Consider the following 17,483-nt stretch of genomic DNA (forward strand, 5'->3'; position numbering starts at 1 on the left):
GTTTTTACGATTAAAACACAGATGTATAATATACCTATTTCGCTTTAAGATATAAGCTGTATCTTAAAGCGAAACGGTTATAAATAGCTTGCTTGCAAGCTATTTTTATTTAAGGAATAGTATGTTAACGACCCTACGTAGAATCGTTCTTGAATTTAGCCAAAATGCTGAACTCGACAGTGCTTTGCATCGTATGGTTGTACAAATAAAAGAAACGATGAATACTGATTGTTGCTCCATTTATCTTGCGGATCACCATAAACAACATTTTTTACTAGTGGCTTCTGACGGATTAGCAGAACGTTCATTAGGTCAAACAACGATTGGCTTTACCGAAGGGTTAGTTGGCTTAGTTGGTCAACGAGAAGAACCCCTCAATATTGCGAACGCGCAACATCATCCACAATTTGTTCATGCCCCAGAAGTTGAAGAAGATGAACTCAATGCCTTTTTAGGTACCCCCATCATTCATCGCCGTAAAGTATTAGGCATACTCTCTATTCAACAAAAAGAGGCTAGGCATTTTACCGAAAATGAAGAAGCCTTTTTAGTGACGTTATCAGCCCAATTAGCAACGTCATTAGCCAATGCCGAAGCTAATTTTTTAATCACCGAGCAAGATACCAACAGTCATTGGACTAAAGCATTGCAAGGTGTTGCTGGATCTTCAGGAGTCATGATAGGCGAAATGTTTGTTGTTTATCCTGTGGTAAGTTTAGCCACCGTATATTTGCAGCGAACTAAAACCCCTGATCTAGAATTACAATTCTTTGAAGAAGCGGTTACAAAAACGCGCATAGACTTCGATTTCATGACAAGTAAACTGCAAGGCATTATTGCTGACAGCTCTCTTGATATTTTCGATATGTACAAGCAGCTATTAGACAATGCCAATATCGGGAAAGAGGTGTCTGATAAAATAAAACTTGGCTGGACTGCTGAAAGTGCTTTAAAGCAGATAATTGATGGTTATGTAATTCAATTTGAAGCATTAGATGATAGTTACTTTCGCGAAAGAGCCAGTGATATCCGTGATTTAGGTAATCGTTTACTACTAAATTTAAAAAATTTAAATATCAATGAAAAAGCGCCTCCTAAGGAGTTTATACTCGTTGCTGAAGAAGTTACTGCTGCTATGCTCGCGCAGTACCAGCACCAAGGTTTGAAAGGTGTCGTTTCGCTTTTAGGCTCTAATAATTCTCATGCGGCTATTTTAGCAAGGGCATTAGGTGTGCCAGCTATTATGGGGATCGATAAAATTTCGTTGAGCCGTTTACATCAAAAAAACTGCATTGTTGATGGCTATAGTGGCGAGCTTTTTGTTCAGCCTAATGAAGCTTTACAACGGGAATATCAACACTTAATCAAACAAGAAACACGACTTGCCGACAAAGTTAAAAAAGTAGAGGAATTACCTGCCATTACAAAAGATGGTCATGCTATTGAACTGCAATTAAATGCAGGGCTTTCTTCTGGGTTTGAACATTCAAAAAACTCAGGGGCAGTGGGGATCGGTTTATATCGTACTGAAATTCCCTTTATGAATCGTAGTTGTTTTCCCTCAGAGAGTGAGCAAACTGAACTTTATCGTCAAGTATTAAGCGCCTTTCCCAATCAATCGGTTACCATGCGTACACTTGATGTGGGTGGCGACAAGTCTTTGCCATACTTTCCTATAAATGAAGACAATCCATTTCTAGGTTGGCGTGGCATACGTATTACACTCGACCACCCTGAGATTTTCCTGTTACAAGTGCGCGCGATGCTACGCGCTAATGTTGGGCAGGAAAACTTAGAAATAATGTTACCGATGATTTCCAGTATTTTAGAGGTAGATGAAGCCACTCGCCTAATCAATCAAGCTTACTATGAACTGTCTGCTGAGCTTAACTTTGCCGGTGAAAAAAAGCTTACTCGTCCTAAAATTGGTATAATGATTGAAGTGCCAGGTATTATTTATCAACTTCCTGAATTAGCGGACAAGGTTGATTTTTTTTCGGTAGGTAGTAATGATTTAACCCAGTATTTATTAGCGGTTGATCGCAACAATGCACGTGTTTCAGGTTTATATAATTCATATCATCCTGCGGTTTTAAGAGCACTTAACCATATAGCTGAGCAATCAACCCGTTCATTAGTGCCATTGAGCTTATGTGGTGAGTTAGCGAGTGAGCCAGCAGGTGCTTTATTATTATTAGCAATGGGGTATGACAAACTCAGTATGAACGCGCATAATATTGCAAAAATAAAATGGGTGATCCGCCATGTTGAGTTTCATCAAGTTAAATTGATGTTGGCACATGTACTTACCCTCTCAACGTCTAAACAAGTACACAGCTATCTAAATGAACAACTTGAGCAATTTGGTTTAGGCGGTTTTGTACGTGCAGGCAGGTAGTTTTCTTCGTTACTTTAATTTAAGAAGCAGTTAATAATGTTATTGAGTATTTTTCTAACTTGCGTATTACTCGGCTCGGTTGTCGGCTTTTGTGCTGGCCTTTTAGGTATTGGTGGTGGGCTAATTATTGTACCTGCTTTGGTTTATTTATTACCACAGTTAGGGATTGAGCCAAATTTAGTGATGCCGATGGCACTTGCCACCTCGTTAGCCACTATTGTGATCACTTCACTCTCTGCTGCTTTAGCACATCATCGTAATAGTAATATCCCTTGGCCTTTGGCAAAACTATTAATGCTATCGATTGCATTAGGCTCATTGTTGGGCGCTTTTATTGCAGATATGCTTTCAGTTGAAGCTTTAAAAAACACGTTTGCTATTGCCGTTTTTCTTCTATCGTCATATATGTTTATTGCGATTAGTCGGGCCAAGAAAAATAAATTGATTAATAATAGTGATGATGAAAAACTACCCAACAACATTATTATTAAACTTATTGGCTTTTTTACTGGTATTTTAGCAAGCCTTATGGGTATTGCGGGTGGTGCTATTTTGGTGCCCGTACTAAGTTACTTTAAAGTGCCTTTACGTCAATCTATTGGGGTCGCAACAGTCAGTGGTATGGTTGTCGCTATATTTGGCGTTAGTGGTTATGTTATTGCGGGTTTTGGTGAAGAGCATCTACCCCAATACAGCTTAGGCTATGTATATCTGCCAGCTTTGCTTGGTATTATCATAACGTCTTCTTTTTTTGCTCCTATAGGGGTTAAAGCGGCAAGCAAGTTACCTGTGAGTACTATCAAAAAAGCATTTGCGATATTTTTAATGTTAGTTGCGTTAAAAATGATACTAAGCTAATAACATTTTGTATAAAATATCGTTTGTTTAAGACTACGCATTTTTAGAGAAGGAAATAGAGTGAAAGCATATTTAGATTTAATGCGACATGTTCGTGATAACGGTGTTGAAAAATCAGACCGCACAGGTACGGGCACCAAAAGTATTTTTGGTTATCAAATGCGTTTTGATTTAGCTAAAGGTTTTCCGCTGGTTACCACTAAAAAATGCCACTTAAAATCGATTATTCATGAGTTATTATGGTTCATCAAGGGTGAATCTAATATTGCGTATTTGAGTGAAAACGGCGTAAAAATTTGGGATGCCTGGGCTACAGAAGAAGGTGAACTGGGTCCAGTGTACGGGGTGCAATGGCGCAATTGGCCATCAGCAACCGGTGAAACGATTGACCAGCTTGCACAACTTATACACGACTTAAAAACTAACCCTGATTCTAGACGTCATATTATAACGGCTTGGAATCCGGCATTGTTACCTGATACATCTATTAGTCCATCAGAAAATGCAGCACAGGGCAAACAAGCCTTACCACCGTGTCATACACTTTTTCAATTTTATGTTTTAAATGGAAAACTTTCGTGTCAGCTTTACCAACGTAGTGCTGATATCTTTTTAGGGGTGCCATTTAATATTGCCAGCTATGCTTTATTTACTATGATGATCGCACAAGTTTGTGATCTAGAATTAGGTGATTTTGTACATACTTTTGGCGATGCACACTTATACTCAAATCATATGGAACAAGTTGACGAACAACTTTCGCGCACACCTTTAGCGCTGCCTACAATGAAGATAAACGCTGAAATAGACAGTATTTTTGATTTTACTTTTGAAGACTTTGAATTAGTTGATTATAAATCTCACGCTCATATAAAAGCGCCTATTTCTGTTTAGCACCCTCTATCTTAAATAAAAAAGGAGCTGGTTAGCTCCTTTTTTTAGCTGAAAATACAGTTAACCATGCATACGCATAAATTTAGCGAAGAGCGTCGCTTCATTTTCAATATGTATTAGATCTTTTTTGATACAATCAATAGGGCAAACGCTAATACAAGTAGGCTTGTCATAATGCCCGATGCATTCTGTACATTTACTGGTATCAATTTCGTAAATATCTTCACCTAATGCTATCGCCTCGTTAGGGCATTCTGGATCACACATATCACAGTTGATACATGTGCTTTGGATAATAAGTGCCATAAAGTGTCACTACGTTAGTTGATTTTTTGCAAAGGGATGGCGTGTTGTACTTCCTTGGTCAAGGTAGCGCATAATAATTCCAAAGGTTAGATCATGCTCTGTTTCTAAAAGGATTGATACTTTATGGCCAGATCCTTTCGCGTCATGAATGGCTTCTCCTTTAACATTCTCCATATGAGATAAAATAAAAGATTTATTACCTGTAGGTGTCATTAGTTCTAAGCGGTCACCGACTAAAAACTTATTCTTTACGTCAATTTCAACTAAACCTGTTTTTTCGTTGTGAGCGAGTACTTCGCCAACAAATTGTTGGGTGTCACTCTTTGAGTAGCCTTGGTCATAATTTTGTGTGTCGCCGTGGCGATGACGCTTTAAAAAACCTTCGGTATAACCACGATGAGCAAGGTGCTCTAAATCAGTATTCAAATTTTTATTAAAAGGTTTATTGTTTAAAGTGTCGTTAATGGCTTGGCGATAAATTTGTGCTGTTCGAGCACAGTAATAAAATGACTTTGTTCTGCCTTCTATTTTTAATGAATGCACCCCTATTTTAACTAAACGCTCAACATGTTCAACAGCGCGTAAATCTTTTGAATTCATGATGTAAGTGCCGTGTTCATCTTCAAACGCAGGCATATATTCACCGGGTCGGCCTTGTTCTTGAAGTAAAACAAGTTCATCGACTGGTTTTTGCCCTGGAATGATGATGTCTTTTGGCTCAGGTGTAAATATTTTTGGTTTTACTAAGACCTCTGGATTAATTGCAATTATATCGCCTGTTTCGTTTTCTTTTGCTTGATGGCTATCGTACTTCCATCGACATGAATTCGTGCATGTTCCTTGGTTTGGGTCGCGCTTATTGATATAGCCAGATAATAAGCAACGGCCAGAATATGCCATGCATAATGCACCATGAACAAAAACTTCTAATTCCATTTCAGGGCATTGAAAGCGGATCTCTTCAATTTCATCAAGTGATAATTCACGTGACAAAATAACGCGTTCAACGCCTTGTTGGTGCCAAAATTTTACTGTTGCCCAATTTACTGCATTTGCTTGAACAGAGAGATGAATTGCCATATCGGGAAATCTTTCTCGCACCATCATGATGAGTCCGGGATCAGACATGATCAACGCATCAGGTTTCATTGCTATAACGGGGGCAATATCTTTAATAAAGGTTTTCAATTTACTGTTGTGCGGAGCAATATTATTGACTAAATAAAATTTCTTACCTAAGGCATGAGCTTCATTGATGCCAATGTTCAAATTTTCTAGATTGAATTCATTATTACGTACCCTTAAAGAATAACGAGGTTGGCCTGCATAGACTGCATCAGCCCCGTAAGCAAAGGCATAACGCATGTTTTTTAAGCTTCCAGCAGGAGAGAGTAGTTCAGGTGTTAACATAATTTATGAGGTAGGTTATTTTACATTCTGCAAATTATAAGAATTTCGTTTACCTTAGGCAATCAGCTTATGAGGCGGTTCTTTGATGAAAATCATAATAAGTCATTAAAAACATAAATTACAAATAAAGGGGGGGGGAAGCTGTAAAAGTAGCATATTAAAAAATTTACTAATATTTGACCTAAAATAATAATATAAGCAAAAAAGTGTGCTATTTTTTATTTAATAGAAGTTATAAAACATAATAATAATTAAGGCGAAACTATGGGAACTGAAAATGCCCTTTATACGATTTTAGTAGAAAAAATTAAACAAGACGCACTTATACTTCCAACCTTACCAGAAATAGCACTCAAGGTACGTGAGGCTGCAGATAATCCAGACATTAATTTAAACCAAATGAGTGACATTATCGGTCATGACCCAGCATTATCTATGGGGATGTTGAAAGTCGCTAATAGCGCTATTTTAGGTCGTTCTGTAAAAGTAGAAACAGTTAATCAAGCAGTTACTCGTATTGGGCTACGCCAAATAAAAAGTATTGCTACAGCTATGGCATTAGAACAAGTATTTGTTTCTAAAAATGAAATTGTTTCAATGTATTTGAAAAAGTCATGGAAAAAAACGATTGATGTTGCCTCTGTCGCAATTAGCTTGATGACTTTTTATGTACAAGGTCATAAACATACGTCATTAACATTAGATACATTAACCCTCGCCGCGCTCGTACATAATATTGGTGTTTTACCTATTTTAACTGAAGCTGAAAATCACCCAGATGTTTTCGCTAACCCTACATTCTTACAGCAAGCTATCGCCAAGCTATCTGGAGATATAGGTGGGGAAGTGACTAAAGCTTGGGGATTTTCAGATGACTTTATCACCTTAGTGAATAGTTGGAGTGATTTAACTGTATTGCCAGCGGAAACTCATTACTTAGATTTCATTCGTGCCGGCGCTATTTATCACGGTATTTTCAAAAATGAATCTACCTGTGAAGTGCTTTTAAAGAGTTATGTGAATAAAGGCATTTTATCTGACGTGAACTTTATGGAGAGCGAAGAATTTCAAAAAATGGTGACTGATGTAAAAGCTATGTTTAGTTAATAACAACAAGCAGTCGTTAACAAAAAGCCCTGAATTTCAGGGCTTTTTATGTTCAGGATGAACGGTATAACGTGGTGCCATGGATGGCAATGAACGTATATGTTCAGGGTGCCCTTTCTTTCTATATCTAATCTAGTGCGTCCATGCACATCGATGAACGATTCGTTTACTTAGCTTCTATTAACCCTTGGTTAATATTAATTAAGTCTTGCTCGCTAATGGTTCCAGCTGCACGTTTTAACGATAAAATTGATTTTACATAGTTATAACGCGTTGAAGACAAATTACGTTTCGCGTTGTATAAATTACGCGTGCTATCTAATACATCAACAATAGTACGAGTACCCACTTCAAAGCCAGCATCTGTCGCTTTTAATGCACTTTCAGAACTAACAAGCGCTTGCTCTAGCGCTTTAATTGCCGAAACAGCAGCAATAACTGTGTTATAAGCATTTCGTGTATTACGAACAACATTGCGATGCGTTTGTTCTAAATCTTGGCTTGCGGCTACATAGTTACTTTGCGCCTGACGAACAGCACTTGTGATTGCACCACCTGAATAAATAGGCACGTTTAAAGTTATACCGATAGACTGACTATCTAGTGCTGGATTGTTAAAGGTAATATTGTTTACTTCGTTGTCTTGATCCGAGGTTGTATAGCTACCGGTTAGGCTTAACGTTGGATAATGACCTGCTCTTGCAATATTGATATTTTCTTTTGCTACGTCAACTGCTATTTTTTGACTAATAAGATCTAAGTTCTTAGCTTCAGCTGTTTGTTGCCATTCGTTAGCGCTATCAGGTATAGGACGAGAAGTGCTAAAGCGTTCAGTATTTAAGATATTTAAATCACGGGGGTAAACATTAGTAATAACACGTAATGCTTCTTCAGCAGTAAATACGCTATTTTCAGCACGAATTTCAGAAGTAACTGCATTATCGTACTGTGATTGTGCCTCATGTACATCAGTCACAGCTTTTAGGCCAACAGAATAACGTTGTTTTGTTTGCTCTAACTGACGCTCGATTGCGGCTTTTTCAGCTTTTGCAAAATCTAAATCATCTTTTGCACTAAGCACATCAAAGTAAGCTGTTGTTACCCGAACAATTAATTCTTGTTTTGCCGATTGGTAAGTTACATCACTACGATGGGCTGCTTTTTTCGCATTATCTAATCTTAACCAAGTGGTATGATTATATAATTGCATGTTTAAGTTAAGGCCATAGCGTAGGCTATCGCTTTTATTAGTCAGTGTTCGATCAGACGATTTTCCATCATCTGATGTAGGTATAAACTCACCCTCACTTTCTGTGTAGCTAGCAGCAGCACTAAGTTGTGGTAATAAAACAGATCTCGCTTGATCAATATCTTCTTTTGATGCATTAAATAAAGCTTGAAGTTTTAATACTGTAGGATCACTGGCTTGCGCTTGTTTGTATACGCTCAATAAATCTTCAGCGTTAACTAACGTAGAGTTAGTTGCACAAACCAAACCGATGATAAGTGCCGAAATTGTTTTTTTCATGAGTGAGCTATTCCTTTGAGTGTGCCATGTACGCTATATTATTATGTTACTATCGTATCTTTATTTTCTATTTAGCTAAATATAATAAGTGTTTAGGAAGGCATTCTAGTGTAACAAAATGTTTTATGCTAGTGCTGCTTCAACTGTAATATTTTCTCTTTTTAAAAATCTTTATTATGGATACAAAAAATAAGTTTATGTATAAAAAAAACACTCAACTTTTACGGTTTTTACCTGAAGATGTCACCATTTATCAACAAAAAACCTGTTATAAAGGTTTTTTTAAAATAGATGAATATCAACTTAGTCATCGCTTATTTGATGGTGGGGAAAGTAAAGTACTCACGAGAGAAGTCTTTGAACGTGGTAATGCGGTGGTTGTTATACCTTATGATGCCGCCAATGACCGCATTGTCTTAATTGAACAATTTCGTGTTGGCGCTATTGATCAGGGGGAAACACCCTGGTTATTAGAATTTGTTGCGGGTATGTTTGGCCAAGATGAATCTCCTATTGACGTTGCTATTCGCGAAGCAAAAGAAGAAGCTGACTTAACGTTGAATAAAAATCAACTAGATAAAGTACTGGAGTATTTTTCAAGCCCTGGTGGTATGAGTGAAGTCATTCATCTCTATGTCGCCAATGTTGATAGTGAAAATGTTTATGGTGTGCATGGTTTAGAAACTGAGAATGAAGATATTTTGTTACATGTTATGCCAAGAGGGCAGGCAATGTCGCTTTTAGAAAACGGGAAAATCACCAATGCAGCAACAATAATTGGGTTACAATGGCTACAGAATAACTTTCATCACCTGCAGCAAAAATGGTCTTCGTAAATGATAAAACAAAGTAAGAAATATCAACCTAGATTATCAACCTTGATGAATCTTTGTGAAATAAACTATATGTTCTTAGTGCGTTTATTGGCAAGTAATAACGATGGAGAGGTTGTTGGTGATAAACGGGACTTTTTTATTTCTGATTTTTTATCTTACAACATAACGATACTTGAAATTACGCGTTACACCAGTCTTATTAGTATCTGTCAAGAACTGCCTCATGCAAAGCAAGATAAAAAGGTGAATGGTAACGATAATCAAACAATATTTGATCGTATCTTACGCCCTAAAATGACAATTCGCTTATATCATGATGCCAGAATGGCAGAAGTGATTAGCAATCAAGATATTAAGCAAGTTAAACCTCGATACGATTATCCAAATAGTAAAATGCATTTACCCGATGAAAAAGAGCAGATTAACCAATTTCTAAAAGAATGGCTGCAACTTTGTTTAAAGTTAGGTCAAGTTAACTTATCACTTTTTGAGTAATACCTTTGTCACCTTTTTATAAAATAGCCCAAATAAGTGATTGTCATCTTTTTTCCCAAACTGATGGCCTGCATTATGGTGCAAATGTTTATCAAAACTTAGTCTGTGTTTTACACGAGATTAAAAATCAGCATGCAGTAAAAGCGATCGTATTCACTGGCGATATTACGCAAGACCACAGTGAGAAATCTTACCAACGTTTTGTGCAAGCGGTACTTGAAAGTGGCATAACGGTGCCCTTTTACTACCTAGCGGGTAACCATGATGAGCATGAATTACTTGATAAGTATTTATCAGTCCCGCCATTTATCAATGAAAAAGTTATCAATGAACAATACTGGCAAATTGTTTTACTGAATAGTAAAAGTGATACGCCAAAAGGGTTAGTGACTACCCGTGATTTGTTCGCACTAGAATCAACTGTCGATGTACAAAAACATCAATTACTGATGATGCACCACCATCCTATTGATGTGGGGTATTTTATTGACCAACATGGTTTAGAAAACCAAGAGCAGTTTTGGCAAACGATTAATAAATTTTCGAGCATAAAAGCTATTGCTTGTGGTCATGTTCACCAAGCATTAACGTTACATTCAGAGCCGTTATCTTCCCTTTCGTTATTTACGTGTCCTGCAACATCTATTCAATTTGACACAAGTAAGAGTAGTGGTACTTCTAATGGTCAAGGGGCTGGGTACCGTGTTTTTTCTTTATTTTTTGACGGAAGAATAAAGTCCGATCACTATTTTTTATCAAAGGAATAAAATGTCTAAGCACATTAATATTTTATATTTACATGGTTTTAATTCATCGCCACAGTCGATGAAAGCACAATTAACGAAAAATTACTTTGGTGAACATTTCCCTAATATCTCCTTTTTTAGCCCTCAACTCGCGTCGTCACCAGCTGCAGTTATTGAACAATTAACGACATTAATTGATTCAAAAAGTAATAAAGAAAACATTTGGTATTTTATTGGTTCATCACTAGGAGGGTACTTTGCCACGTATCTCTCTGAAAAATATCAAAGTAAAGCCGCATTAATTAACCCTGCTGTTAAGCCTTTTGAGTTGTTAGCTGATTATTTAGGCGAGCAGACTAATCCTTATACTAATGAGGTGTTTTTAATCGAAAAACACTTTATAAAGTCACTAAAAAATATTGACCAAGTAATTATTTCTAAAAATAATTACTTGGTCATGGTACAAACAGGCGATGAAGTGTTAGATTATCAAGAAGCTGTAGATAAATATTGTGACTGCCAAATAATTGTTCAACAAGGTGGTGATCACAGCTTTATTCATTACTCAAAAGTATTACCCCAAATTGCGATGTTTTTTAATTTATACCAGACGGATTGATAAAGTAGACCGATAGGTATTAAAACATTTTTTCATCATAAAAATTATTAGAATAGTTAAATGAGCGAACAATATAATTCAGACTCCATTGAAGTTCTCAGTGGTTTAGACCCAGTAAGACACCGTCCGGGCATGTACACAGATACAGCCCGTCCAAATCATTTAGGCCAAGAAGTTATTGATAACTCGGTCGATGAGGCATTAGCTGGGCATGCACAAAATATCACGGTAGTCCTCGATAAAGATCAATCGCTAGAGATTATTGATGATGGTCGAGGCATGCCAACAGATATTCATCCTGAAGAAGGGGTTTCAGGTGTCGAACTTATTTTCTGTAAACTTCATGCAGGTGGTAAATTTTCCAATAAAAACTATCAATTTTCTGGTGGTTTACATGGTGTTGGCATCTCTGTCGTGAATGCTCTTTCGACTCGGGTTGACGTTTCAGTTCGCCGTGATGCTAAAGTCTATGAAATGGCTTTTGAGCACGGAGAAAAAGTTGAAGAACTGCGTGAAACAGGTACAGTAGGTCGAAGAAATACTGGCTCAAGAGTTAAGTTTTGGCCTGATCCTAAGTATTTTGACTCACCCAATTTCTCTGCTCGTCGTTTAATTCATTTATTAAAAGCTAAAGCTGTTTTATGCCCAGGCTTAACGATTAAGTTCCATGATAAAAATGAAGACAAAAAATATCAATGGTATTACGAAGACGGTCTAGTCGACTATCTTAAAGACTCTCTTAAAACCTGTATTTGTTTACCTGAAGAACCTTTTGTTGGCACTTTTACTTCTTCACATGAGGCCGCTGATTGGGCGGTAACGTGGCTATCTGAAGGTGGGGAAGGGGTTGGTGAAAGTTATGTTAATTTAATTCCAACGATTCAAGGGGGTACGCACGTTAATGGCTTGCGCCAAGGTTTATTAGAATCAATGCGAGAGTTTTGCGAATTTAGAAATCTGATCCCTCGTGGCGTTAAATTAACCCCGGACGATATATGGGATAAATGTTCGTATATATTGTCGGTAAAAATGCAAGAACCTCAATTTGCGGGTCAAACTAAAGAGCGTTTATCTTCTCGACAATGCGCCGCTTTTGTTACAGGGGTAGTCAAAGACTCTTTTAGTTTATGGTTAAATGAACACACTGAAATAGCAGAAAATCTTGCTGAATTCTGTATTTCAAATGCTCAGCGTCGCTTACGAGCGAGTAAAAAAATAATTCGTAAAAAAATTACTCAAGGGCCTGCTCTACCTGGAAAATTAACGGATTGTGGTAGTCAAGATATTACCCGAACTGAATTGTTTTTAGTGGAAGGGGACTCTGCCGGTGGTAGTGCTAAACAAGCGAGAGATCGTGAGTTTCAGGCGATCATGCCGCTTAGAGGTAAAATTTTAAACACGTGGGAAGTCGACTCGGGACAAATACTAGCCTCGCAAGAGGTACATGATATTTCTGTGGCATTAGGCATTGACCCTGACAGTGACGATTTGTCAGAATTACGCTACGGAAAAATTTGTATCCTTGCCGATGCCGACTCTGATGGATTACACATTGCTACCTTATTGTGTGCCCTGTTTATGCAGCATTTTTTGCCGTTGGTACAAAAAGGACATGTTTATGTGGCGATGCCACCACTTTATCGTATCGATGTAGGTAAAGAAGTTTTTTATGCGTTAGATGAAGCTGAAAAAGACGGTGTTTTAGACCGAATAGAAGCTGAGAAAAAACGGGGTAAAGTGAATGTACAACGCTTTAAAGGATTGGGTGAGATGAACCCTTTGCAACTTCGTGAAACGACCATGGACCCTAATACCAGACGGTTAGTACAATTAACCGTTGATGAGCATTCTGAAACCATGGAGCTTATGGATATGTTACTTTCAAAAAAACGTAGCCCAGATAGAAAAACATGGTTACAAAGTAAAGGCGATATGATTGAAATTTAACTGTTCGTTTTGAAAAAAAAAGCATGAGTTAACTCATGTTTTTTTTTGCCTCACTTTTCCTCCCTCGATATTTATTTTCATTGTGTATTTGCAAATATTCTTTATATAAAATAACATATGTTTTTTCGTATGTGTTTTTTTGAACATATATAATGCCTTTTAATTTATATTTTATAGACGTTTCTAAATAAACGTTCTGATAAATACTTTGCCAATTTATGAATAATTCTACAGCTGTTCAATTCTTTAAAAACTTAGCAGACGATACTCGGCTAAAAATAATTTTACTTATACAGATGGAAAGAGAGCTGTGTGTCTGTGAACTAACGGTAGCTTTGGGTCTCTCTCAACCCAAAATATCCCGTCATATTGCTCAACTTAAATTACATAAACTGCTGTCTGAACGAAAAGTCGGGCGCTGGGTTTTTTATCGTCTCGTTGATGTTATTCCACAATGGCAAAAAGAAGTGATCGAATTATCAAGTGTTAATAATCAAAAATATATAGCGCAATGTGTCGATAACCTTATGGGTATGGGCAATCGGCCTACCAGGCAGGAAAAATGTTGCGAATAATATTAATAAATAGGAATAAGTCATGACAATCAAAGTAGGTATTAATGGTTTTGGTCGAATAGGGCGTTTAGTTTTACGTGCAGCATGGCAGTGGCCTGAAGTAGAGTTTATTCAGATTAATGATCCCGCTGGCGATGCTAAAACATTAGCGCATTTACTCAATTTTGATTCGATTCATGGTCGCTGGACGCTTGATGCACAGGCCAAAGATAATCAAATAATTGTTTGTGATGATGTTGGCGAGCATAAAATCAATATGAGCCAAAATTCGACCATTGGTGAAACTGACTGGTCGCAGTGTGACGTTGTTGTTGAAGCTTCAGGGGCAATTAAAACCACTAAACTATTAACCGCTTATTTAGAACAAGGCGTTAAGCGTGTCATGGTAACAGCGCCGGTAAAAGAAACGGGTATTTTAAATATTGTTATGGGTGTTAACCATCACCTTTATGATAAAGAACTGCATAAAATAGTTACCGCAGCTTCTTGTACAACTAATTGCTTAGCGCCCGTGGTTAAAGTGTTGCAAGACAGTGTCGGTATAAAACACGGCAGTATGACAACGATTCATGATATTACAAATACGCAAACTATCCTTGATGCGCCTCATAAAGATTTACGCAGAGCGAGAGCTTGTGGGCAAAGTTTAATCCCAACAACTACTGGGTCAGCAACAGCAATTACGCATATTTTTCCTGAGCTTAAAGGGAAGTTAAATGGCCATGCGGTGCGAGTTCCATTAGCTAATGCTTCGATTACTGATTGTGTCTTTGAGCTCAGCCGTGCTGTAACGGTTGATGAAATTAATAAATTAATGGCCACTGCCGCGCATGGCGAATTAAAAGGTATTCTCGGCTATGAAGAGCGCCCACTGGTATCTGTTGATTACAAAACTGATCCACGTTCATGTATTGTTGACGCGCTATCAACTATGGTCGTTAACGACACACAACTTAAAATGTATTTATGGTACGACAATGAATGGGGCTATGCGAATCGAGCTGCAGAGCTAATGCTTCTCGTTGGGCTTTCTGATATTAATTAGTCGCTCTATAGAGATTATTGGCTTTTTTAGTTGGCTAAAAATTATAATAGCTTGCTGCTATTTTTGAACGATTTGTATGATGAATAATACAAAAAGCAGGAATGCTGGTTGCAGAGCACAATACTGATACTTTTATGCTAAAAAAATTAACCGCACTGCCAAGTGCGGTAAAACAATATTTATTGATTACCGCTAACTATTGGTTTTTCACCTTAACTGATGGCGCTTTACGCATGCTGGTGTTATTGCATTTTCACCATTTAGGTTATGCCCCGCTTGCCATCGCGATGTTATTTTTATTCTATGAAATCTTTGGTGTGGTAACTAACCTCGTCGGAGGATGGCTAGGCGCACGTATTGGCTTAAATAAAACCATGAATATTGGATTGTTTAACCAAGTAATTGCCTTGTTAATGCTTACGGTGCCTGAACAATATTTAACCGTGGTTTGGGTGATGCTGGCGCAGGCATTGTCAGGTATTGCTAAAGATCTTAATAAAATGAGTGCTAAAAGCAGTATTAAAACGCTGGTTTCTTCAAGTAATGAGAATGAATATCAAACTGGACTCTTCCGCTGGGTTGCCTATCTTACCGGTTCAAAAAATGCCTTGAAGGGCATTGGTTTTTTTCTTGGGGCATTGTTGTTAAGCATGGTAGGTTTCTCTGGAGCGATGTTGATTATGGCAAGCGTTTTAGCGATAGTTTTTGTCTTAAGTCTTATCGTGTTGCAAGGTAATTTAGGCAAAGCCAAAGACAAAGTTAAATTTAAGCAGATATTTTCGAATCATGCTTCGCTGAACTATTTAGCCGGTGCGCGCTTATTTTTATTTGCTGCCCGAGATGTTTGGTTTGTTGTCGCACTGCCAATATATTTGGTAAGCCATTTAGGTTGGCAACACACCGATGTGGGTATGTTTATGGCGCTATGGGTTATTGCTTACGGTATTGTTCAAGGGTTAACACCTAAGGTCTTTATTAAAAATAACCAACATCATGTTAATGGCCATTTACTCTACTGCTGGGGAGGAATTTTATCAGGTGTTACTTTATTATTAGCACTGTTGATGTTCTATGCTCCAACGCTCAATATTAATGCTGAAATTATTATCATCGTTGGCTTATTTGTTTTTGGTGTGGTCTTTGCCGTGAATTCAGCGCTACATAGTTATGTAATAGTTGCTATGGCAAAAGAAGACGGTGTTTCAATGGATGTTGGGTTTTATTATATGGCTAATGCGCTTGGCCGGTTATTAGGTACCGTAATGTCAGGTGTTATCTACCAATTTACAGACCTAATAACGTGTTTAATTATTTCTGCATTATTTGCAGTACTTTCAGCGCTACTTATTAAAAGAATTTCTCTTACACATTCATAGCGCTAATAACATTAGTAACGCACCGCTAAATCATTTAACTGTATATTACCCAGTAATTGCTCATCAGTGGTCACAGCTTGCGCGCTTTGCTGAGATACTTGCGTTACTTTTACATTGTAAGGGCTAACATTAAAGCCAGCATAGGTTTTCCCTGCGTCGGTAATAATATTATTTAGGTGTAATAAAGAAAACTCATCACCCACTTTTACGCCATGTCGTTTACCTAAATTAATCGTTATTGAATTACCGGAAACTTGTACTATCTTGCCACGAGTAGGTTGGCACATCATATTCTCGTCTATGTCGACGATCATATCTGATAATACTTTTTCGATAGTCATACCATATTGGCTTTGCCAAAAAACTTCACTGTGAACATCAACTTGTTGACGTTTTCCGAATTCCCATGGGGCAGAGCTGCGGTATTTTTTACTGAACACAGATTCGCCATTACTACCGTTGTAAATATATAGACTGACACTAAACTGTCGGTTAAAAAAATCTTCTTGCCAAAATTGCCAGCCGTTAGTGGTTGCTTGTTCAAAGCTAATATCATTAATTTCTGAATACATCACATATTGAGTATCACTAATATTTGCTAACGACATGGTTAAGTTTTTTATGGCTTCAATTTGCAAGCTATTGTTTAAGCGTGAAAATTGCGCTTTTTCTTTTAACAATAATTTTGTATCTAGGTAAATGCCTTGATTATTAATTTTATACGCAAGTTTTTCCATTAACTTACTATCAATAGGATAAATTTTGCCAATGCTTGCCTGTTCTCTATGCATTAAGTTACTGCGCGTGATTAATAATGATTTACGGTAATCTGAAGAAAAACACTGCTTGCTCTGTGGAAATATATCAGCGCGAATGGTCACAGTGACTAAATTTCCTTCATAGGTTTCATCGACAAGTTCAAAGGAGTTAACCGTCCCACTTGCGCGAATATTAATTTCATTTTGTGTCAATAATCCGTTAACCGTTTTTTGAACACTTGAAACAGAAGCACCAGCAACCAACAGCGCTTTTTTTAACGCATTTTCCATGGCTAATGTTTTTGCTCGTTCACTGTTTCCTTGCATTATTACTGACTTGCCTTGTGCTTCATACCATTGAGCAATAGCTGAATTAGTCATGAAAAATAAAAGTAGAGCTGATATAAATAAGCGCATAAGATGTCCGTCAGTAAAAATGGGTTTATTATTGATAGATGAATATGCAGTTTCTATGCCCACTTATTTTTATACAGTAATAGTTACATACATTGGCGCGATTTGTGCTTTATATTTGCCATATACTCTTTAATGTCGATTATCGATATTACTATTAGACTTATTATT

16 protein-coding genes are annotated in these 17,483 nt (G+C 37.3%); 12 read left to right on the top strand and 4 right to left on the bottom strand.

The window, feature by feature from the left end:
• Positions 1-121 precede the first annotated feature (121 nt).
• Genes ptsP through H4J39_RS04910 form a run of 3 tightly spaced genes read left to right on the top strand, consistent with a single transcriptional unit; the run spans position 122 to position 4,150 of the window.
• Positions 122-2,398 (top strand): phosphoenolpyruvate--protein phosphotransferase, encoded by a 2,277-nt coding sequence (gene ptsP, locus H4J39_RS04900; RefSeq protein WP_182226251.1) that lies wholly within the window; start codon positions 122-124, stop codon positions 2,396-2,398.
• Between the two features lie 36 nt (positions 2,399-2,434).
• Positions 2,435-3,256 (top strand): sulfite exporter TauE/SafE family protein, encoded by an 822-nt coding sequence (locus tag H4J39_RS04905; protein ID WP_182226252.1) that lies wholly within the window; start codon positions 2,435-2,437, stop codon positions 3,254-3,256.
• A gap of 60 nt (positions 3,257-3,316) precedes the next feature.
• A complete protein-coding gene (locus tag H4J39_RS04910) occupies positions 3,317-4,150 on the top strand; it encodes a thymidylate synthase (RefSeq protein ID WP_182226253.1) in 834 nt (277 codons plus the stop codon).
• Positions 4,151-4,210: 60 nt separating this feature from the next.
• On the opposite strand, the gene H4J39_RS04915 is transcribed toward H4J39_RS04910, so the two are convergent.
• Both H4J39_RS04915 and yegQ read right to left on the bottom strand, forming a co-directional pair.
• A complete protein-coding gene (locus H4J39_RS04915; RefSeq protein ID WP_182226254.1) occupies positions 4,211-4,456 on the bottom strand; it encodes a YfhL family 4Fe-4S dicluster ferredoxin in 246 nt (81 codons plus the stop codon).
• A 9-nt stretch (positions 4,457-4,465) separates the two neighbouring features.
• Entirely contained in the window at positions 4,466-5,866 is a 1,401-nt protein-coding gene (gene yegQ, locus H4J39_RS04920; protein ID WP_182226255.1) for a tRNA 5-hydroxyuridine modification protein YegQ, read from the bottom strand.
• 264 nt (positions 5,867-6,130) lie between these two features.
• Here yegQ and H4J39_RS04925 point away from each other — a divergent pair, with 264 nt between their 5' ends.
• Complete coding sequence (locus tag H4J39_RS04925) at positions 6,131-6,973, top strand: HDOD domain-containing protein (protein ID WP_182226256.1); 843 nt, start codon at positions 6,131-6,133, stop codon at positions 6,971-6,973.
• 166 nt (positions 6,974-7,139) lie between these two features.
• Here H4J39_RS04925 and tolC read toward each other — a convergent pair whose 3' ends face one another.
• On the bottom strand, positions 7,140-8,501 hold the full coding sequence (tolC, locus tag H4J39_RS04930; protein ID WP_182226257.1) for an outer membrane channel protein TolC: 1,362 nt from the start codon (positions 8,499-8,501) through the stop codon (positions 7,140-7,142).
• A gap of 197 nt (positions 8,502-8,698) precedes the next feature.
• Between tolC and H4J39_RS04935 the strand changes: the two genes are divergently transcribed.
• The 8 genes from H4J39_RS04935 to arsJ all read left to right on the top strand — a co-directional run bounded on the left by H4J39_RS04935 (position 8,699) and on the right by arsJ (position 16,140).
• Positions 8,699-9,337 carry an NUDIX domain-containing protein gene (locus tag H4J39_RS04935; RefSeq protein WP_182226258.1) on the top strand — a complete coding sequence of 213 codons (639 nt, stop codon included), beginning with the start codon at positions 8,699-8,701 and terminating at the stop codon, positions 9,335-9,337.
• A complete protein-coding gene (locus H4J39_RS04940; protein ID WP_182226259.1) occupies positions 9,338-9,832 on the top strand; it encodes a DUF1249 domain-containing protein in 495 nt (164 codons plus the stop codon).
• Between the two features lie 5 nt (positions 9,833-9,837).
• A complete protein-coding gene (locus H4J39_RS04945; RefSeq protein ID WP_220462124.1) occupies positions 9,838-10,599 on the top strand; it encodes a metallophosphoesterase in 762 nt (253 codons plus the stop codon).
• Position 10,600: 1 nt separating this feature from the next.
• Positions 10,601-11,197: a YqiA/YcfP family alpha/beta fold hydrolase gene (locus H4J39_RS04950; RefSeq protein WP_182181875.1), complete on the top strand. Its 597-nt coding sequence runs from the start codon at positions 10,601-10,603 to the stop codon at positions 11,195-11,197.
• A gap of 60 nt (positions 11,198-11,257) precedes the next feature.
• Complete coding sequence (gene parE, locus H4J39_RS04955; RefSeq protein ID WP_182181876.1) at positions 11,258-13,144, top strand: DNA topoisomerase IV subunit B; 1,887 nt, start codon at positions 11,258-11,260, stop codon at positions 13,142-13,144.
• A 218-nt stretch (positions 13,145-13,362) separates the two neighbouring features.
• Entirely contained in the window at positions 13,363-13,719 is a 357-nt protein-coding gene (locus tag H4J39_RS04960; protein ID WP_182181877.1) for a metalloregulator ArsR/SmtB family transcription factor, read from the top strand.
• 22 nt (positions 13,720-13,741) lie between these two features.
• Entirely contained in the window at positions 13,742-14,764 is a 1,023-nt protein-coding gene (locus tag H4J39_RS04965; RefSeq protein WP_182226260.1) for an ArsJ-associated glyceraldehyde-3-phosphate dehydrogenase, read from the top strand.
• A gap of 134 nt (positions 14,765-14,898) precedes the next feature.
• Positions 14,899-16,140, top strand: a complete 1,242-nt coding sequence (arsJ, locus tag H4J39_RS04970; RefSeq protein ID WP_182226261.1) for an organoarsenical effux MFS transporter ArsJ — start codon at positions 14,899-14,901, stop codon at positions 16,138-16,140.
• An 11-nt stretch (positions 16,141-16,151) separates the two neighbouring features.
• Here arsJ and H4J39_RS04975 read toward each other — a convergent pair whose 3' ends face one another.
• On the bottom strand, positions 16,152-17,315 hold the full coding sequence (locus H4J39_RS04975; RefSeq protein ID WP_182226262.1) for a flagella assembly protein FlgT: 1,164 nt from the start codon (positions 17,313-17,315) through the stop codon (positions 16,152-16,154).
• Positions 17,316-17,483: the final 168 nt, after the last annotated feature.

Source organism: Colwellia sp. Bg11-12 (genome assembly GCF_014076955.1).
GTDB lineage: Bacteria > Pseudomonadota > Gammaproteobacteria > Enterobacterales > Alteromonadaceae > Colwellia_A.